The organism is Aeromonas sp. 600886 (assembly GCF_049174935.1).
Classification (GTDB): domain Bacteria; phylum Pseudomonadota; class Gammaproteobacteria; order Enterobacterales; family Aeromonadaceae; genus Aeromonas; species Aeromonas veronii_A.
In genome coordinates, this window is sequence record NZ_JAAKUB010000002.1 from 59,140 (window position 1) to 76,931 (window position 17,792).

The following is a 17,792-nucleotide window of genomic DNA, read 5'->3' on the forward strand; positions in this document are numbered from 1 at the left end:
CATGCAGTTTGATCGTCTCGATATCAGCCTCTCCCACTACCATCAGCTCGATCGGGAGCATCGTTCCCACATCTTGTTGCTGGGGGGATTGATGCTGGCCATCATGACCCTTCATCTGTTGCTGCTGCCCCACTTCCCCTACGAGCGCTTTTACGCCGTCAGCTTTGGCTTCGAGGTGATCAACTGGCTCACCATGCTGTTCCTGTTCTGGGTGGTGCAGTGCGCCCACCTGCCCACCCACACCTACCGCATGCTCTCCTGCGGTCTGATGCTGTGGCTCATGGGGGCCACCGCCGACATCATGGATGAGCTGGTGGCGCAGCCGCTCTGGCTCGCCATCTATGCCGAGGATCTGCTGCGCTCCAGCGGCATCCTGCTCAGCAGCATCGGCATCCTGAGCACCATGCACCACCTCTTTCATATCAATACCCGGCTCAGAGAGCAGGCGCTGTTTGACGATCTGACCAAGCTGCCAAACCGGCGCTACTTTCATCAGCAGCTGTTTCTGGAGCAAGGGGTTTGCCATGCCCTCATCCTGCTGGACCTGGATCACTTCAAGCGGATCAATGACAACTACGGCCACGATATCGGGGATCGGGTGTTGCAGCAGTTTGGCGAGCTGTTGCAACAGCACTGCCCACCGGGTGCGCTGGCGGCCCGCGTCGGTGGTGAAGAGTTTGCCCTGCTGCTGCCCGTCGCTCACGAAGCCGATTTGCAGCAACTGACCAACACCCTGCTCACTGCGACCCGCACCATAGCCCCCGACCCGACCCATACCATGACGGTCAGTCTGGGGATGGGGATCCGCGAGCCCGGGGAGCCGGCCGTCTCGCTGTTCAAACGGGTGGATCAGGCGCTTTATGGCGCCAAGGAGGCGGGTAGAAACTGCGCGGTATGGGCGACGCCGACTAATAAAGAGGCGTGAAGAGCTGCCGGTTGATTGCCGGTCACTGCGGAACATTGCTGCTGAAACAGGGGCCCAGGGGCCCCTGTTTTATGGGGGGAAATCCCCCCACCTAAAAGCGGAAGGTAAGACCGATATTGGCCTGCCACTGGGTCACCAGCTCCCCGCGTACCTTGAACACGCACTGCTCCGGGTTGCAGAGAAACTGGTTGTTGTCGTTAACCAGCGAGCCATAACCGCGCACCTCGGCCCGCAGCGCCAGAAGCTCGGCGAGGCGCGGTTGCACCCCGAGCGCCAGCGACATGGAAGGGGTCACCTCGCTGTCGTAAGCGGCAAAGCGGGTCACCCCGATCCCGGCGCCGATATAGGGCGCCATCAGGTTGTCAGAGAGGGTCAGAGCACCGGCAAAGTGCAGGATGTCCACCGTCAGGCGATCCGGCTGGTCGGGAGAGAGGGTGGTGGACTGATGGCTGTAGAGCAGCTCGATCATGCCCGGATCATCCACCTCCTTGCTGATAAAGAGACCCCAACTGCCAGAGCCCTGCCCCTGCAGTGAATCGAGCGAGGCCGAGCGCGAGACCGGCTGCACCACCTCGTCACTCTTCTCGAAGTCGATGGCTGAGCTGTAGCCGAAAAACGGCGTCACCTGCCAACCGGATGTGGTTGCTGCCTCACTACTCCAGGCCTGACCCAGTGGCAGCAACAGCCCCATCATCACTATCCCGGCTCTCTTCATCATCATCCCCTGCTCCCTGTGTGATTGTGCAGAAAGCATACCAGAGGCGTCCTAGGCCCATCCTAAACGGCGGCTGTACCGGATCACTTTCATGGGGGGGATCACACTCATCGATGGCGCGGCAAAGCAGTACCATTGTGGCCTTGCCGTACTCCCCGCCACCATTCATCGACGGTTAACCTCTGCCACGTATGCTGGCGCCAAAGCGGGTCATAGGGACCAGTCATCACCACTCAGAAGGACATCAGGGAATGGTTGCCGCGCAACTTCACGACCCCCAAACCACCCTCGCGGATACCCTGCGGGCCACCGCGCACGCCATCGACGAAAGCCACATCAGCCTGCGCCAGATGCTGGAGCTGGTGGGCGAACAGGGCATGCTGCTGTTTTGCGTGCTGCTCACCGTCCCCTTTCTGTTGCCGGTCTCCATCCCCGGTGTCAGCACCCCGTTTGGCCTGCTGATCCTTTTTATCGGTATAGGCATCACCCTCAACCGGGTGCCCTGGCTACCCGCCATCCTGATGGAGCGCCGCTTCGCCGCCGACCAGCTCAAGCCGACCCTGCACAAGGGGGCAGATCTGCTGGCCCGTGTCGATCGCGTTATCCGCCCGCGTCTGCTGGTGCTGACCGGCAGCAGCACGGTCAACCGCTGCAACGGTCTGCTGATCATGCTGGCCGCCCTGCTGCTGATGCTACCCCTGGGCGCCATCCCCTTCACCAATGCCATGCCTGCTTGGGCCATCCTGTTGCTCTGCACCGGCATGTTGCAGCGGGACGGTCTGTTCGTTGCCAGCGGCTATCTGCTGGTAAGTGCGACCCTGGTCTGGTTCAGCGTGCTGGCCATCGGCTTGCTGATGGCGGGCCAGAGCGCCACCGGCCTGCTCGGCTAACCCCGATGCACAGAAAAAGGGCGACCAGATGGTCGCCCTTTTGGATTTGTGCGGGATACTGCCCGGTCAAAGCAGATCGTAGATAAGGGCCGAGATGGCAAGCAGCCCCATCACCAACACAAAAAGGGTACTCGGCCCGCGATAACGCTTGAGTGCGGGTAAGCGATAGATGGAGCAGGCCGGCAGCAGAAACAGGATCACCGCGATCAGCGGGCCACTGACGCGCTCGATGATGTCGAGCACATTGGGGTTCAGATAGGTGATGAGGGCGGTCACCATAAACAGGATCACCGACGACACCCGGGCGATGGTCGACTCCTTGAGAGAGAGCCCCAGCCCCTGACAGGCACCGCTCACCATGCTCACCGTCCCCTCGCTAACCCCCATGGAGGTGCCGAGGAAGGATTTGGACATGGCCAGAATGGCGATAAGCGGCCCCACATAGGCGATCAGCGGATTGGAAAACTTGTTCGCCAGCGCCGACAGCACGGAGATATTGTCGGTGCGGGCCAGCGCCATCTCGGCCTGACTCAGGCTCATCACGCAGCTCACCACGAAGAAGAGCACGCTGCCGCAAATCAGCATGCTGCTGTACTTGATGATCCGCTTGGCACGCAGGTCGGCACTCTCCTGACAGCGCTTTTTCTGCGCCGCGCTGAAGGAGGAGATAATGGGCGCATGACTGAAGGAGAAGACCATCACCGGCACGATCAGCCAGAGGGATTTCCAGAACGCCGGGTCACGCCACTCCACTGCCTGACTCTCTGTGAAATAGGAGAGGCTCCACTGGGGCAGCAGATAGATGGAGAGGCCAATCAGAAAGGCGACCATGGGCAGCGCCAGCACGCTGATGGCCGACACCACGATCTGTTTGCCGGCCAGCAGCACCAGATGCAGGCCCAGCATCACCCCCAGCACCAGCAAGCCGCGGGGAAGCTCGGCATCCCCCAGCTGATGTACCACGAAGCTCTGGATCGCATTGGTGATGGAGATGCTGTAGACCAGAATGATGGGGTAGAAGGCCATCAGATAGACCAGCATCAGCAGCTTGCCCGCCCTGGCACCGAAGTGCTCCTCCACCACATGGGTGATATCCCCTTCCTTATGGGAGCTGGAGAGCACAAAGCGGCTCAATGCCCGGTGGGAATAATAAGAGAGCGGAAAAGCCAGCAATAAAATAAACAGCAAAATAACCGGGGAATTACTGCCGACAGTAATAGGAAGAAATAACGTACCGGCACCGACAGCAGTGGCATATAGGCCCATGGTCCATACCGAATCGCTTTTCTCCCATTTCAATTTTGAAACAGAGTTACTCTTTTCAGCAATAGAAACACTCATTGCAATATATACCTTATTAGTCTGTCATCATTATTTTTATTGGCCCGAATAACAGGCTGGAGATATGTCGTTGCATATCGCCCTGCACATGAAAAAACAACGCCGCCAGCGGCCAACAGAGCCACCGGAGAGAAACGGAGCTGCCACGCTACCATCGTTGAAATCGCCAACCTGGTCAAGGTTAATAATTCATGACCGTTTGAATCGGATTGTTTCAAAAGACAATGAAATGTGTCACATTCGTCATCCAGAACCAGATCCAAACCCTTTTGATAACATACCGATAAAACCTCATGCTGTTGCCCAACAACACAAATAAGACCAGCGATCAGGCCGATAATATTAACACCTTAAGCTGTGGAATATGAGTGAAATAATTCGGCCAACTTTTCGACTAATTGACAGTGATGTCAGCCAATTTATTTATGGCAAAAGGAAAGGTGATGTCTGCCAATAACAGGACCAATCAGCTCAGCGTGCCGGGCAGTGTGCCACCCGGTTGCGCCCTGCCCGCTTGGCCTGATAGAGCCACTCGTCGGCCCGGGCCAGCGCCTGATTGATCTCCTCCTCCGGCTGCACCAGGGTTGTGCCCAGACTGACCGTGATGGCGACCGGATCGGCAGGCAATGCTTCGACAGCAGCACGGATCTGCTCCGCCATCTGCAGCAAACCGGCCTCATCGATCCGTGGCAACAGGATAAGAAACTCCTCGCCGCCGCTGCGCACAAAGAGATCGTCCGCACGCAACAGGGCATCGATGCAGCCACTGAATCGCTGCAAGGCCCGATCTCCCTGCTGATGGCCGTAGTGATCGTTGATCTGCTTGAAGTGATCGATGTCGAGCATGATAAGGCCACAGGGCGCCTCCCCTGTCCGCAGCGGCTGGCAGTGCTCGAAGAAGAAGCGGCGGTTGTAGAGACCGGTCAGCTGATCGGTCTCGCTCTGGCGCTGCAGTCGCTGCTGCAACTCGTACTGGCGGGTAATATTGCGAGTCACCCAGGCCACCGCCCGCTTGCCGTCATAGAGGGAGGGCAGCGGGGCAATCTTGCCCTCGAAGCGTTGTACCCCCTGCGGCCCGACGGCGGCATTGATCCCCCCCACCTCGGCTGCTGATAGCTCATACTCCACCACCCGCACCTGACCGCTCGCCAGTGACTCGGCAACCTGTGCCTTGACCCACATGGCCATCTCGGGTGGCAGCACATCGGCCAGTTGCTTGCCCGCCAGCGGATTGCCATCGTGATAGGATTGCTGCTCCATGCCGCCGATATATTCCACGTAATAACCATCTTCACTGAGGATGAAGATGGGATCTGGCAGTTGGGCCATCACTTCATAAAGCTGGGTTACCGAAAGCGCCACGGAGACTCCTGTACGTTAGGGTCAAACAGGGGGAGATATTCTGCCTTAAAAGGACTCACTCGCCCTCATCGGCAACGGAGAAAAATCTGCCGTCATAGCCAACAACCCTTTACATCTAGCAGCATGCAGACGTCTCGGCCAGCAAGGATTGCCTGCGCCCACCGCCGCTCTGACTTGCGACCGTTCGCAGTGGCGGATGGCCCCTCCCTCGCTCAATGATATCTCATTGTTTCAACTCACAAGTTCATTTACGCTGGCCGTCACGAGTCCAGTTTTCACCTCATCAGCCATCAGGAACGCCAGCCCCCCCGCAACCGCAGGGGCTGTACCACGGAAAAGGAATCGCCAGATGAAAAACGCCATCGTTACCGCCCGCTTCGACGCTATCAGTACCGAAGGGGAACAGCTCACCCTCAAGATCGCCATCAAGGCCCCCGAGCCGGATCCCAAGTCCGCCAGCGGTGACTGGCGCTGCAAGGTGAAGCTGGCGGGGCTGAGCGACAAAACCTTTATCTACGGCATCGACAGCCTGCAGGCCCTGAGCCTCGCCATCAAGTTTGTCGAAACTGAACTGCGCGCCTTCTCCGATGCGGGCTGGCAATTCTATCTGCCAGGCTGCCCCGATCACCCTATCGACATGAGCGCCTGCTACTTCCCGGCGCTCTAGCCCGGCCAACCCTAGGAGCCCGGATGCACGGACCCGACCCCGCCAATCCCCACCCCATGAATGGCTTCCCCCAGGTGTGTTTTATCAAGAACACCATCAAGGGGCCCAATATCGAGGTGGGTGACTACACCTATTACGACGACCCGGAGGATTCGGCGGGCTTCGAGCGCAACGTCCTCTACCACTTCCCCTTCATCGGCGACAAGCTCATCATCGGCAAGTTCTGCGCCATCGCCCGCGGGGTGAAGTTCATCATGAACGGCGCCAACCACCAGACCTCCGGCTTCTCCACCTACCCCTTCTTTATCTTCGGCAACGGTTGGGAGAGCGCCGCCCCCGCCCCGGGCAGCCTCCCCTACAAGGGCGATACCGTGATCGGCAACGATGTCTGGATTGGCTATGAGGCTCTGATCATGCCGGGGGTAAAGGTCGGCAACGGCGCCATTATCGCCGCCCGCTCCGTGGTCACCGGTGACGTGCCCGCCTACGCCGTGGTCGGCGGCAACCCGGCCAAAGTGATCCGCTACCGCTTCGACGACGACACCATCGCCCGTCTCAACGCCATCGCCTGGTGGGACTGGCCGGTGGAGCAGATCAGCCGCAACCTGCCGCTCATCAGCGGCGGCGAGATAGCCGCGCTGGAAGCGGCAATCCGCTAGAGACAAGCCCCATCAGGCATAGGGCCAGAAATGAGAAGAGGGTTGAGCGTACAGGCACTCAACCCTCTTTTTGATTGGTCGCAGACCGCTCAGTGGCTGGCGGAGCGACTACCGCTCCAGATCAGCTCGCCGCTGCGCAGCTCCATCAGGGTCATCGACAACCGATAACGGCTCCCCTCTGTCACCAGATCCCCGTAGAGCATGTAGCCGGCGCCGGTCTGACGGCCAAGCCGCACAAGGGAGGCCGGGTTCATCCTGCCCTGCTGATACTCCAGCTGGCCGGTGATGGCTGCCACCTGCCCTTGGTCGACAAAGTGAAAACCGCTCTTGCTCTGGATGCGCTTGCTCATGGCCGCCGCCATGGCGCGGGTGTCCACCGGCTCGCCGGTGCCGTTCTGGGGCGGGGTGAGCAGCAGCACCGGCTGACCGGTTTGCGCCAGCTCCCGCACCTCGGGGGCCTGCACAAAGAGATCGGCCATGGCCTGCGCCAGTCCGGTCGGCGCCACCGGCTTGGGCTGAACGTCCCCGCTATCCGGTTTGGTCACCGGCTTGTCCGGCTGGCTCACTGGCTGATCGGGTTCACTGACAGGAGCCTGAGTACCACCGTAGGGATTGACCGCACAACCGCCCAGCAGCAGGGCCCCCACCATCAACAAGGAACGCAGCTTCATCTTTTCTCTCCGCCAGAAATCCGTAAACGGGCATCAACACATGCCCGCATGGCGGAGCCCCTGCCCCGCATCCTCCTTATGCTAGGGACAAACCCCGGCGGGGTCGATACGCCCACCACCACAGGGCGACAGAGACTGGCGAACCTGGGCCCACGAAAAAGCTGGCACGGCTCCACCCGATTCCGTTAGGGTAGTGTCGGTAAAACATCAACAGTAACGCAGCGGTAAGCCCGGCGCACAACACGTCGCAACCCGACAGAGATCATCACACTCAAGCAGGAAGCACTATGCAACTCACCCCACCCCAACCGCCTCAGGACGATGAGATCGAAGCGCTGCGCATTGGCCTCTCGGGCTTCAACAAGGATCACGCCGGCACCCATCTGCGCGAGCGGATCGCAAGCTTTATCAAGGATAAAGAGGGCAAGGTACACGGCGGCATCATCGCCGACATCAAGTGGGGCTGGCTGCATGTTGACTGGCTCTGGATCGACGAAAGCATCCGCCGCGATGGCTGGGGCGGCCGCCTGCTCGGCGCCATGGAGCAGTACGCCCAAAGCAAAGGCATCAGCAACTACCATCTGGAAACCACCAGTTTTCAGGCCCTCCCCTTCTATCAGAAGCAGGGTTACGAAGTCTTTGGCCAGCTGCCCGATATGCCGCCGGGGCATATCAGTTACTTTCTGAAAAAGCAGGACAAGTGATGACATTCCAGCCCCTTGCCAATGCCAATATCGTGATCCGCCCGTTCGAACCGGCCGATGCCGACGAGTTTGTCCACGCGGCCCACGAATCCATCGAGACGGTCGGCCAATGGATGAGCTGGTGCTCCCCTTCATTTACCCGGGAGAGCGCGCTGGAGTGGTTTGCCAGCTGCGATCAGGATCGTGCGGCGGGACGTGCCTTTGACATGGGCATCTTCTGCGCCACCACCGGCCAGCTTTTGGGTGGCGCAGGTATCAACCAGCTGTCGCCCCATCACCGCTACGGCAATATCGGCTATTGGGTGCGGCAATCCCGCCAAGGCTGCGGCATCGCCCGACAGGCGGTCGCCCTGCTCCGTGACTTTGGCTTTCAGCAGTTGGGCCTATTTCGGCTTGAGATCGTGATGGAAGTTGGCAACAGCGCCAGCGAAGCCGTTGCCATCGCCGCTGGGGCAACCTTTGAGTGCCGGGCAAGGAATCGCATCTTCCTACATGGCCAGCCTCTTGATGCACATATCTATGCTCTTATTCCCGAGTAGCTTAATTCTGTAGTAGAGACACTCTGCACAATTCTGGAGGGTTAATAGTGATAGTCACCACACATGATGTTTACCCTTTACACATAGTTATTACTTCACTGTTGAAAACGTGGAGTTCATAGCATTTCGTCCAGTCCAAAAAGCTTCATATAAAACCCAATAAGAGTTAAACTAGTCAATAACATAAAAACATATTGCAAGAGATAAAATTGAAAATAAAAAGCATATATATAAACAACTTCAAAGCATATAGAAACACCATGTTTCATGCTGATGAAAGCCTTAACGTAATAACTGGCACAAATAATAGTGGCAAGACGACCATTCTTGAAGCAATTGCATTATGGCATGAATGCTTTTCTCTTCTGTTAATGATGGCAAAGAAGGCTACGCGTGGAACAACTATAAAATCAGGTTATTACCGTCTAGGGAAGAAAGCACAGAATTACTTTGATTATCGGGCTATACATTCTGTACGGAGCTATCGATTTAGTGATATTTTCTATGAGTTGACCATTTCTAATCAAATTGAAATTGGATTGTCATTTTTTGATAATAATGGGACAACCAAAGAAATTTGTTTCAAAATTAGGGGAGCATCTGGCAGTAGTAATTATGAGATAATCCTTAAAGATCATGATGAATTTGATTTTGAGTGGTTCAACAGCTCATTTAAACATCTTCCCGAACCAATTGGCTGCTACTTTGCTCTTCCTATAGCAGTAATTCCAGCATATGAGGAATTTGCAACAAAACCGATCATAAAGAACCGTGTGACATCTCGAGAGTCATCGTCTTACATAAGAAATAGACTTTATCTTCTGTCCAAACAAAAAGAGGCTTTTGAGGCATTCTCAAATGATGTTTCATACATCTTAAACAATAACAAAAATAAAATATACTTTAGTATTGAAAGCGATATAAATAAAGATACAAACATTAATGTCAGTATAAGGATGGGCATTGAGCTAAGTTATAAAGATGTATCTTTGCTAGGAAGTGGAACATTACAAATTATAGGCTTACTTCTGACATGTTATGAGGAAGAAAAAGATCTTAACTTAATACTCTTAGATGAACCGGATTCACACATACATAGAGACATCCAGAAAAGACTTATCCAAACACTACAGAAAAAAACGGCTGCAACACAAATTTTTCTAACAACGCATAATGAAGGGTTAATTCGTTCAACTAATCCTAAGAACATCTTTCATATAGAAGAGAATATTTGTACCTCAGATAAAACTAACATTTACCCAATCATATCAGAAAGTAATACCCAAAGACAAAAAGGAGCTGGCATAGATCATCACTCATCTATAATAAGTAAAATTCACTCAACATCCTCCTTAGATATCATTGGCTTTATTGAAGCAGACCTAATCTTACTTGTTGAAGGTATTGATGACATAAAATATATTAAGAAAATACTTGAAATGTATGAGCTGGATATAAACTGTGCGTTCTGGTCATTCAAGGGAGTTGATTCCTTGCTACAAGAAATAAAACATTTCAAATCATTTCTTGATGGTATTGGCTCTAGTGAACCGTTATGGGACAAATCGAAAATAATTATTGATAGTGATTGTTTAACAAAAGACCAGACAAATAACCTGATTGATAAATTAAAGGAGGAAATCTCCATAGATTGTTTTATATGGGAGAGCTACACTATTGAATCATCAATATTCACCAACAAGCAAAGCTTTACTCATTTTATTACTTCAATGTACAAAAGTGACGAATTCACAGCAGAGTACATTAGCACTATTATTGAGATGTATTGGTCTCAACATATAGCAAGTCACAAGGAACGGCTCTTAAACAAAAAGCACTCAGAAAAAGTTACTGGACAATTGACAGCTAGGTCTAACCACATCAAAAAATCCCTTTTAAAAAACCCATCAAACATAATAAAAATATTCGGTTGTCAAGATACCATGTATTACCATACATATATGACATACTCTATAGAAAAGCTAAATCAATGTGATATTTCACACTCATGCGATAAAGATGACTTTAAGGATATTATCTCTGGAATTATTTCCTGTATTTCATTAGAACCATCCTACATAGAAGATTACTTTTATTTTTCCCTAGATAAAATGTTCTCTAATGGGGCTGTTGGTTTTCCAGAAATACATAGATTTGCTCGCTTTTTGAACGAGCGCGGTCGAATGCATCAAAAATAATAAAGGCTATCAACTCATTCGGTCTGCCGAACTTTGCTATTCATTCCGGCCCTTACTCCAAACCAGCCATTGCTGATTGGATCTCGTATGTTGGGCTTCGCTACGCTCAGCGCCAACCTACCACAGATGTAGGTTGTGGCTGAGCTTGCGAAGCCCAACGTTTACCGCGAATAGCTATTGAGTTTCGGCATCACACTCCCCGATCTGCGTATGGCAAAGTGAAATCACCCTCTATCTCCCCAAAAACGGCTCCCAGTCCTTGAACACCGGCTGCAACCCGGCCTGCCGCACAGCGGCGGCCACCTCCCCCACCGGGCGGTCGTCGTGGATGGCGAACTGCTCCAGCTCCTCGGCATCTCCCTCGGCATAGCCCCCCGGCTGGGTGCGCGACTCGGCCGACATCTGGGTAATGCCAAGGCGCACCGCGCCGTTGCGAAACGCGGCCGACTCGCGGGTCGAGAGCGACAAGTCCAGCGTCGGTGAGAAGAGGCGCCAGGCGCAGATAAGTTGGGCCAATTGGCGATCCGACATGACCACGGAAGGCTCCAGCCCACCGGTGCAGGGGCGCAGGCGCGGGAAGGAGAGCGAGTAGCGGCTCTGCCAGTGGTGGCGCTCAAGCCAGCTCAGATGCTCGGCGACAAAGTAGCTGTCGGCGCGCCAGTCCGAGGAGAGGCCGATCAGCGCCCCCAACCCGATTTTGTCGATACCGGCGCGGCCCAGCCGATCCGGCGTGGCGAGGCGCCATGCGATATCCCGCTTGTTGCCACGCAGATGGTGGCGGGCGTAGGTGGGGGCGTGGTAGGTCTCCTGATAAACCATGACGGCATCGAGGCCGAGGCTCTTCAGTTCGGCATAGTCAGCCTGCGAGAGGGGCTGAACCTCCATCCCCACCGTGCTGAAGTGGCGGCGGATGATGGGCATCACCTCGCGAAAATAGGCGAGCCCCACCTTGTGCTCGTGCTCGCCGGTCACCAGCAGCACGCTGTCAAAACCGCGCGCCTTGATGGCCAGACACTCGCGCTCAATCTCCTCTGTATTCAAGGTCTTGCGCTTGAGGCGGTTGCTCATGGAGAAGCCGCAGTAGGTGCAGTCGTTGGCGCAGAGGTTCGACAGATAGAGCGGCACATAGAAGCCGATGGTGTTGCCAAAGCGCTGGCGGGTCAGCCGCTCGGCCTCGGCCGCCATCTGCGGTAGATAGACTTCGGCGGCAGGGGAGATCAGCGCCATAAAATCGCCCAGAGTGCGGCGCGGAGCACTCAGGGCGCGGGCCACATCGGCGGCAGTTTTGGCGCGGATCTGCATGCCGATATCGTCCCACTCAAGTTCGAACCAGCGGTCGAGAAAGGAAGGCTCCTTAGCCCTCCCCCCCGGCGCCCTCACCCCCAGCCCCTCTCCCAGAGGGAGAGGGAGGCAAACCTCTGGCTGCCCTTGGGGCAAGGGGGAGATGTTCATGGTCGCCCCTGTTTCATGACTCATAACGCCCCCAGAAAATCGGTGAGCGGGCTGGAGGCTTGCGCCTGCAGGGCGCGGGCGCCAAGGCCAGCTTCATAGGCGCTGCGACCGGCGGTGCAGGCCAGTGCAAAGGCGCGGCCCATGGCGACCGGATCGCCGCTCACCGCAATGGCGGTGTTGACCAGCACGGCATCGGCGCCCAGTTCAAAGGCAGCGGCCGCATGGCTCGGTGCACCGATCCCCGCATCCACCACCACAGGCACATTGGCCTGCTCGACGATGATGGAGAGAAACTCCCGGGTCACCAGCCCCTGATTGGAGCCGATGGGCGCACCGAGCGGCATCACGGCGGCGCAGCCCACCTCTTCCAGCCGCTTGCAGAGCACGGGGTCGGCGCCGCAGTAGGGCAGCACCACAAAGCCCTCTCTCACCAGCAGCTCGGCGGCTTTCAGCGTCTCGATGGGATCGGGCAGCAGATAGCGCGGGTCGGGGTGGATCTCCAGCTTCAGCCAGTTCGTCCCCAGCGCCTCGCGGGCGAGGTGGGCGGCAAACACTGCCTCGGCGGCGGTCTTGGCGCCAGAGGTGTTGGGCAGCAGCTTGACCCCGAGTTGCAGCAAGGGGCTCAGGATATCGTCGTGGGCCTTGCCCGGTTCGAGCCGCTTGATGGCCATGGTGACCAGCCGGGAGCCACTCGCCTCGATGGCGGCGGCCATCAGATCCGGGCGGGCAAACTTGCCGGTGCCGGTAAAGAGGCGCGATGAGAAGGTGTGATCGGCAATTTTCAGCATGTCAGCCTCCCGCAATGGCGGTGAAAAGGTGAAGTTCGTCTCCGTCATTGAGACGGGTCTCGGCCCAGCGGCCTCGGGGTAGCACGGTGCCGTTAAGGGCCACCGCTACCCCCTGTGGATTAACGTCTTGCGCCGCCAGCAGGTCGGCCACGCTCTGCCCTGCCGTCAGCGGCTGCGCTTTATCGTTGAGTCGGATGGTGAGGGTCATGGGGTGATCTCCTTATCGTGTGTCGGGCATCGGCGCTGCCCGCAAACCGGGCAATCGGGGTCGGGAGCCAGAGTGAGGGTCTGCCACTGATGGGCCAGCGCATCGAAACGGCGCAGGGTGCCGGCAACCGGGCTCGGCAGACCGAGCAACACTTTCAGTGCCTCCAGCGCCTGCAAGGAGCCCATTACCCCGACCAGCGGGCCAGTGACGCCACTGGTCTCGCAGCTCTGGGAGAGCGTGGTATCCAGCGGATAGAGGCAGGCGTAGCAGGCGTGATCCGTGCTGGTACGCGCCATCAGCTGCCCCTGCCAACCCACTGCGGCGGCGGAGATCCAGGGCTTGTCCTGAGCCACGCAGGCGGCGTTGATGGCCTGGCGGGTGGCGAGGTTGTCGCAGCAGTCGATCACCAGATCCACCTCGGCCACAAACTCCGGCAGGCTGGCAGCATCGAGCCGCTGGTTGATGGCAATCAGCTCCACCAGCGGGTTGTGGGCGGCCAAGCGCTCGCGGGCCAGCTCCGCCTTGGAGTGGTTGACCGCCTCGCTATCGAACAGGATCTGGCGCGGCAGATTGCTGGAATCGACCGTATCGCCATCGGCCAGCCACAAGGTGCCCACACCGGCGCCAGCCAGATAGAGGGCCAGCGGCGAGCCGAGCCCGCCGAGACCGACGATCAGCACGGACTTATCTTTCAGCCGTGCCTGACCCGCCTCCCCCACTTCCGCCAGCATCAGCTGGCGGCCGTATCTCAAATACTCTTTGTCACCAAGAGAAGCAGCATCAGAGCGCATGTTCTGCCTCCCGTATAACGGTGGCCGAGCGTGGCTCATCCCCCGCCCCCACGGCCGCGAGCAGCCGCTCGGTCGCCCCCTGCCAGTCGTCGCTGGCAGTGATGGCCGAGACCAGCGCGATACTGCCGACCCCGCTTGCCTTGACCGCCGCCACCCGCTCCTCGCTGATGCCGCCGATGGCCACCGTCGGCCAGTCCGCCATCAGGGCGCGGTAGCGGTGCAACCGCACCAGCCCCTGCGGATGCGAAGGCATCGCCTTGGTATTGGTCGGGAAGATATGGCCGAGCGCTATGTAGGAGGGGGCCAGCTCGCGGGCCCGCATCAGCTCGAAGTAGCCATGGGTGGAGATGCCAAGGCGCAGCCCGGCGGCCTGAATAGCGGCGAGATCGGCTGTCTCCATATCCTCCTGCCCCAGATGCACGCCCCAGGCACCCGCCTCAATGGCCTGCTGCCAGTAGTCGTTGATAAAGAGCCGCGCCCCATGGCGGTGACCAAGCGCTACCGCATCGCGAATGGCCGGTGCCACCTGAGCGGCGGGCAGATTCTTGATCCGCAGCTGGATGGTCTTGACCCCCTGCCCCAGCAGGCGGCGCAGCCACTTGACCGAATCGACCACCGGATAGAGGCCGAGGTTATGTTCGGTCGGCGCGAAGGGGCCCTGCGGCAGGCGGGCGCGGCTTGTTTCATAAAGTCCGAAACGGCGATCGAGGGTTGAACCTGCCAGCACGGCGCGGGGGAAGTGGGCAAGGTCGGCTGGCCAGCCGAGATGGGCGATGGGGCCCGGGCCTGCACCCACCCCCTGCGCCGCCGCCAACCCCTGTTGCAGGTAGGCACGAGCAAGGGTGATGGCATCTTCCATCGGATAATCCTGCGCCACCACGGCGGCGATGGCGCTGGCGTAGCAGCAGCCGGTGCCATGGCCGTGGCGGGTGTCGAGGCGCGGCGCCGCGAGCCAGAATTCGCGGGTCTCATCCTGGTAGTAGTCGAGGCAGAGATCGCCGCTCCACTCCAGATGCCCCCCCTTGACCAGCACGGCGCGGGCGCCGAGTTCACGCAGGCGGCGGGCGGCAAGGCGCACCAGTTCGGGGCTGCTGACCGGCAGTCCGGTCAGGGCTTCCAGCTCGGGGCCGTTGGGGGTAATAAGCGACAGACGTGGCAGCAGCTGCTCGCGCACCGCCTCCAGCATATTAGGCTCCGCCATCGGGGTGCCGGTGCTGGCGATGGCCACCGGGTCGTAGACCACGAAGGGAGCCTCGATGGCAGCCAGTCGGCGGGCCAGCACCTCAACGTGAAGCCGGGTCGGCAGCAGGCCAATCTTGATGGCTGCGGGCGGCAGATCGACGCCAAGGGCGTCGATCTGGGCGGTGAAGGTCTGCATCAGCACGGGGTCGACCATCTTCACCGCCACCGAGTTCTGGGCGGTAATGGCGGAGATGACCGAGCAGCCGTGCACGCCGAGGTCGTGCAATGTGTGCAAGTCGGCCTGAATGCCGGCGCCGCCGCCGGAGTCGGAACCGGCTATGGTCCAGACTCTCATTTTGAGATCACAACCCAAGGGTCGCGAGTCGGTCACGGGCGACAGGTCGGCGGGGCTGACAGCCCCGCTTGCGCTGATCACGCCTCCTCCCCTGCGGCCTGTTTCAGCGCAGCTGCCTGATGGTAGATCTCGCCGCCAGTCTCCTTGAAGGTCTCCGCCATGCGGGCCATGCCGCTCTCCACCTGAGCCACTACCTGCTCCTGCTGACCATCCATACCGACCAGCTTGATTTCCACGGCCTCAAGCTTTGCTGCGTAGTCGCGCACGTCCTGAGTGATCTTCATGGAGCAGAACTTGGGCCCGCACATGGAGCAGAAGTGAGCCACCTTGCCGGACTCCTGCGGCAGGGTCTCGTCGTGATAGGCGCGGGCGGTGTCGGGGTCGAGGGCCAGATTGAACTGATCCTCCCAGCGGAACTCGAAGCGCGCCTTGGACATGGCGTTGTCGCGGATCTGGGCGCCCGGGTGGCCCTTGGCAAGATCGGCGGCGTGGGCTGCGATCTTGTAGGTAATCAGCCCCTGCTTCACATCCTCCTTGTTGGGCAGCCCCAGATGCTCCTTGGGGGTGACGTAGCAGAGCATGGCGCAGCCGTACCAGCCGATGAGCGCGGCACCGATGCCGGAGGTGAAGTGATCGTAACCGGGGGCGATGTCGGTGGTGAGCGGGCCCAGCGTATAGAACGGCGCCTCGTGGCAGTGATCCAGCTGCTCGGTCATGTTGCGCTCGATCATGTGCATCGGCACATGACCCGGCCCCTCGATCATCACCTGCACGTCGTACTCCCACGCGATCTTGGTCAGCTCGCCCAGGGTGCGCAGCTCGGCGAACTGGGCCTCGTCGTTGGCATCATAGACGGAGCCCGGACGCAGACCATCGCCCAGCGACAGGGCCACATCATAGGCGGCGCAGATCTCGCAAATTTCTCGGAAGTGCTGGTAGAGGAAGTTCTCTTTATGGTGGGAGAGGCACCACTTGGCCATGATGCTGCCGCCGCGCGACACGATGCCGGTGAGGCGCTTGGCGGTCATCGGCACGAAGCGCAGCAAGACACCGGCGTGGATGGTGAAGTAGTCCACCCCCTGCTCGGCCTGCTCCAGCAGGGTGTCGCGGAACAGCTCCCAGGTGAGGTCTTCGGCGATGCCGTTGGTCTTTTCCAGCGCCTGATAGATGGGCACGGTACCGATGGGCACCGGGCTGTTGCGCAGGATCCACTCGCGGGTCTCGTGGATGTAGCGGCCGGTGGAGAGATCCATGACGGTGTCCGCGCCCCAGCGGGTTGACCAGACCAGCTTCTCCACCTCCTCTTCAATGCTGGAGGTGACCGCCGAGTTGCCGATGTTGGCGTTGATCTTCACCAGAAAATTGCGGCCGATGATCATCGGCTCCGCTTCCGGGTGGTTGATGTTGCTGGGGATGATGGCGCGACCGGCGGCCACCTCATCACGGACAAATTCGGGGGTGATGTTCTGGGGCAGGCGGGCACCGAAATCGCGGCCCGGATGCTGGGTGCGCAGGAGCTCGGAGCGCACCCGCTCACGGCCCATGTTTTCGCGAATGGCGATAAATTCCATCTCGGGAGTGACGATGCCGGCACGAGCATAGTGCAGCTGGGTAACCCGACGACCCGGCTTGGCGCGGCGCGGTTTCGGCAGATGCTCGAAGCGCAGGTGATCCAGCCCCTCATCGGCCAGCCGCTCCTGAGTAAAGGTGGAGCTGAGCCCCGGCAGTTCGTCGGTATCATCACGCTCCAGCACCCAGTTCTCCCGCAGGCGCGGCAAGCCGCGGCGCACATCGATGGCGACCCCCTCCTCCCCGTAACGGCCCGAGGTGTCGTAGACCGGCACCGGCTCGTTGGGTTCAAACTTGGGATCGTCTTTGGTGCCGCCGACGAAGGTGTCGGCCAGCTGGATCTCCCGCAGCGGGACACGGATATCTGCGCGGGAGCCTTCGATAAAGATGCGGCGGGAGTTGGGGTGAGCCATCCCCTTGAGGCTGTCGATAAAGGCCTGGGCGCTGGAGCGCTGCTCGCGGCGGCTGGATTTGGCGATATCAGATACGGAAGTAGACATAGCAAAACTCACATTAACTGGTTGAAGTTATGGGTGTTTGCTTGTCTGGAGTTCGAGGAGAAGATGAACTTGCGGCGGGGTGTTTATCTCGGGAGGGAGTGCGCGCGGGATGGATCTCCGCGCTGCTGTTCTGCCGCTTCCCGCTCTCTGCATGCTGTGGGCAAGGCGCCCCACGAGCTGGACAACCGGACGGGACAGACTCCCTCCTGTGCGCCCTGACCCATCAAGAGTGATCCCTTCGATGAGCGGAAGAGGCTTGTTCCTCCCCCGGCGCGG

At 58.5% G+C, this 17,792-nt stretch carries 18 protein-coding genes; 8 read left to right on the forward strand and 10 right to left on the reverse strand.

Annotated features, from left to right (window positions below):
• Position 1 precedes the first annotated feature (1 nt).
• Positions 2-925 carry a GGDEF domain-containing protein gene (locus tag G5179_RS02160; RefSeq protein WP_421257785.1) on the forward strand — a complete coding sequence of 308 codons (924 nt, stop codon included), beginning with the start codon at positions 2-4 and terminating at the stop codon, positions 923-925.
• Between the two features lie 91 nt (positions 926-1,016).
• Here G5179_RS02160 and G5179_RS02165 read toward each other — a convergent pair whose 3' ends face one another.
• On the reverse strand, positions 1,017-1,640 hold the full coding sequence (locus tag G5179_RS02165) for a porin family protein (RefSeq protein WP_421257849.1): 624 nt from the start codon (positions 1,638-1,640) through the stop codon (positions 1,017-1,019).
• A gap of 251 nt (positions 1,641-1,891) precedes the next feature.
• Here G5179_RS02165 and G5179_RS02170 point away from each other — a divergent pair, with 251 nt between their 5' ends.
• Entirely contained in the window at positions 1,892-2,530 is a 639-nt protein-coding gene (locus tag G5179_RS02170) for an exopolysaccharide biosynthesis protein (RefSeq protein WP_421255090.1), read from the forward strand.
• Positions 2,531-2,596: 66 nt separating this feature from the next.
• On the opposite strand, the gene G5179_RS02175 is transcribed toward G5179_RS02170, so the two are convergent.
• Positions 2,597-3,871, reverse strand: coding sequence for an amino acid permease (locus G5179_RS02175; protein ID WP_421257786.1), 1,275 nt, complete (start codon positions 3,869-3,871; stop codon positions 2,597-2,599).
• 64 nt (positions 3,872-3,935) lie between these two features.
• On the opposite strand from G5179_RS02175, the gene G5179_RS02180 reads away from it, so the two are divergent.
• The gene (locus G5179_RS02180) at positions 3,936-4,190 is read left to right on the forward strand and encodes a hypothetical protein (protein WP_421257787.1); all 255 of its coding nucleotides are present in this window, start codon (positions 3,936-3,938) and stop codon (positions 4,188-4,190) included.
• Between the two features lie 152 nt (positions 4,191-4,342).
• Here G5179_RS02180 and G5179_RS02185 read toward each other — a convergent pair whose 3' ends face one another.
• Positions 4,343-5,233: a sensor domain-containing diguanylate cyclase gene (locus G5179_RS02185; protein ID WP_159158084.1), complete on the reverse strand. Its 891-nt coding sequence runs from the start codon at positions 5,231-5,233 to the stop codon at positions 4,343-4,345.
• Between the two features lie 349 nt (positions 5,234-5,582).
• Between G5179_RS02185 and G5179_RS02190 the strand changes: the two genes are divergently transcribed.
• Together G5179_RS02190 and G5179_RS02195 are read left to right on the forward strand one after the other, a co-directional pair.
• Positions 5,583-5,900, forward strand: coding sequence for a DUF6968 family protein (locus G5179_RS02190; RefSeq protein WP_058056329.1), 318 nt, complete (start codon positions 5,583-5,585; stop codon positions 5,898-5,900).
• Positions 5,901-5,923: 23 nt separating this feature from the next.
• Positions 5,924-6,559 (forward strand): Vat family streptogramin A O-acetyltransferase, encoded by a 636-nt coding sequence (locus tag G5179_RS02195; RefSeq protein ID WP_421257788.1) that lies wholly within the window; start codon positions 5,924-5,926, stop codon positions 6,557-6,559.
• A gap of 89 nt (positions 6,560-6,648) precedes the next feature.
• Here the strand turns inward: G5179_RS02195 and G5179_RS02200 are convergent, their stop codons facing one another.
• Positions 6,649-7,230 (reverse strand): penicillin-binding protein activator LpoB, encoded by a 582-nt coding sequence (locus G5179_RS02200; protein WP_257725757.1) that lies wholly within the window; start codon positions 7,228-7,230, stop codon positions 6,649-6,651.
• A gap of 287 nt (positions 7,231-7,517) precedes the next feature.
• Between G5179_RS02200 and G5179_RS02205 the strand changes: the two genes are divergently transcribed.
• The 3 genes from G5179_RS02205 to G5179_RS02215 all read left to right on the forward strand — a co-directional run bounded on the left by G5179_RS02205 (position 7,518) and on the right by G5179_RS02215 (position 10,671).
• On the forward strand, positions 7,518-7,934 hold the full coding sequence (locus G5179_RS02205; protein ID WP_319920162.1) for a GNAT family N-acetyltransferase: 417 nt from the start codon (positions 7,518-7,520) through the stop codon (positions 7,932-7,934).
• Positions 7,934-8,473, forward strand: coding sequence for a GNAT family N-acetyltransferase (locus tag G5179_RS02210; RefSeq protein ID WP_421257789.1), 540 nt, complete (start codon positions 7,934-7,936; stop codon positions 8,471-8,473). Before G5179_RS02205 ends, G5179_RS02210 begins: the two co-directional genes overlap by 1 nt.
• A 209-nt stretch (positions 8,474-8,682) precedes the next feature.
• Positions 8,683-10,671, forward strand: coding sequence for an ATP-dependent nuclease (locus G5179_RS02215; protein WP_421257790.1), 1,989 nt, complete (start codon positions 8,683-8,685; stop codon positions 10,669-10,671).
• Between the two features lie 231 nt (positions 10,672-10,902).
• On the opposite strand, the gene thiH is transcribed toward G5179_RS02215, so the two are convergent.
• The 6 genes from thiH to thiC are packed head-to-tail and all read right to left on the reverse strand — an operon-like array spanning position 10,903 to position 17,516.
• Positions 10,903-12,123 carry a 2-iminoacetate synthase ThiH gene (gene thiH, locus G5179_RS02220; protein WP_421257850.1) on the reverse strand — a complete coding sequence of 407 codons (1,221 nt, stop codon included), beginning with the start codon at positions 12,121-12,123 and terminating at the stop codon, positions 10,903-10,905.
• 20 nt (positions 12,124-12,143) lie between these two features.
• Entirely contained in the window at positions 12,144-12,911 is a 768-nt protein-coding gene (locus G5179_RS02225) for a thiazole synthase (protein WP_421257791.1), read from the reverse strand.
• A 1-nt stretch (position 12,912) separates the two neighbouring features.
• A complete protein-coding gene (thiS, locus tag G5179_RS02230) occupies positions 12,913-13,119 on the reverse strand; it encodes a sulfur carrier protein ThiS (protein WP_204478060.1) in 207 nt (68 codons plus the stop codon).
• A complete protein-coding gene (locus G5179_RS02235) occupies positions 13,116-13,910 on the reverse strand; it encodes a HesA/MoeB/ThiF family protein (RefSeq protein WP_421257792.1) in 795 nt (264 codons plus the stop codon). The genes thiS and G5179_RS02235 overlap by 4 nt, the downstream gene beginning before the upstream one ends.
• On the reverse strand, positions 13,900-15,528 hold the full coding sequence (gene thiE, locus G5179_RS02240; RefSeq protein ID WP_421257793.1) for a thiamine phosphate synthase: 1,629 nt from the start codon (positions 15,526-15,528) through the stop codon (positions 13,900-13,902). The genes G5179_RS02235 and thiE overlap by 11 nt, the downstream gene beginning before the upstream one ends.
• The gene (gene thiC / locus G5179_RS02245) at positions 15,525-17,516 is read right to left on the reverse strand and encodes a phosphomethylpyrimidine synthase ThiC (protein ID WP_421257794.1); all 1,992 of its coding nucleotides are present in this window, start codon (positions 17,514-17,516) and stop codon (positions 15,525-15,527) included. Before thiC ends, thiE begins: the two co-directional genes overlap by 4 nt.
• Positions 17,517-17,792: the final 276 nt, after the last annotated feature.

What these genes read in the sequence shown, in the direction of transcription:
- G5179_RS02205 (WP_319920162.1), top strand. Translation starts at nt 7,518, where the DNA reads ATGCAACTCACCCCACCCCAACCGCCTCAGGACGATGAGATCGAAGCG.
- G5179_RS02180 (WP_421257787.1), top strand. Translation starts at nt 3,936, where the DNA reads ATGTCGTTGCATATCGCCCTGCACATGAAAAAACAACGCCGCCAGCGG.
- G5179_RS02200 (WP_257725757.1), bottom strand. Translation starts at nt 7,230, where the DNA reads ATGAAGCTGCGTTCCTTGTTGATGGTGGGGGCCCTGCTGCTGGGCGGT.
- G5179_RS02160 (WP_421257785.1), top strand. Translation starts at nt 2, where the DNA reads ATGCAGTTTGATCGTCTCGATATCAGCCTCTCCCACTACCATCAGCTC.
- thiS (WP_204478060.1), bottom strand. Translation starts at nt 13,119, where the DNA reads ATGACCCTCACCATCCGACTCAACGATAAAGCGCAGCCGCTGACGGCA.
- G5179_RS02235 (WP_421257792.1), bottom strand. Translation starts at nt 13,910, where the DNA reads ATGCGCTCTGATGCTGCTTCTCTTGGTGACAAAGAGTATTTGAGATAC.
- G5179_RS02175 (WP_421257786.1), bottom strand. Translation starts at nt 3,871, where the DNA reads ATGAGTGTTTCTATTGCTGAAAAGAGTAACTCTGTTTCAAAATTGAAA.
- G5179_RS02225 (WP_421257791.1), bottom strand. Translation starts at nt 12,911, where the DNA reads ATGCTGAAAATTGCCGATCACACCTTCTCATCGCGCCTCTTTACCGGC.
- G5179_RS02210 (WP_421257789.1), top strand. Translation starts at nt 7,934, where the DNA reads ATGACATTCCAGCCCCTTGCCAATGCCAATATCGTGATCCGCCCGTTC.
- G5179_RS02165 (WP_421257849.1), bottom strand. Translation starts at nt 1,640, where the DNA reads ATGAAGAGAGCCGGGATAGTGATGATGGGGCTGTTGCTGCCACTGGGT.
- thiC (WP_421257794.1), bottom strand. Translation starts at nt 17,516, where the DNA reads ATGTCTACTTCCGTATCTGATATCGCCAAATCCAGCCGCCGCGAGCAG.
- G5179_RS02195 (WP_421257788.1), top strand. Translation starts at nt 5,924, where the DNA reads ATGCACGGACCCGACCCCGCCAATCCCCACCCCATGAATGGCTTCCCC.
- G5179_RS02170 (WP_421255090.1), top strand. Translation starts at nt 1,892, where the DNA reads ATGGTTGCCGCGCAACTTCACGACCCCCAAACCACCCTCGCGGATACC.
- G5179_RS02190 (WP_058056329.1), top strand. Translation starts at nt 5,583, where the DNA reads ATGAAAAACGCCATCGTTACCGCCCGCTTCGACGCTATCAGTACCGAA.
- thiH (WP_421257850.1), bottom strand. Translation starts at nt 12,123, where the DNA reads ATGAACATCTCCCCCTTGCCCCAAGGGCAGCCAGAGGTTTGCCTCCCT.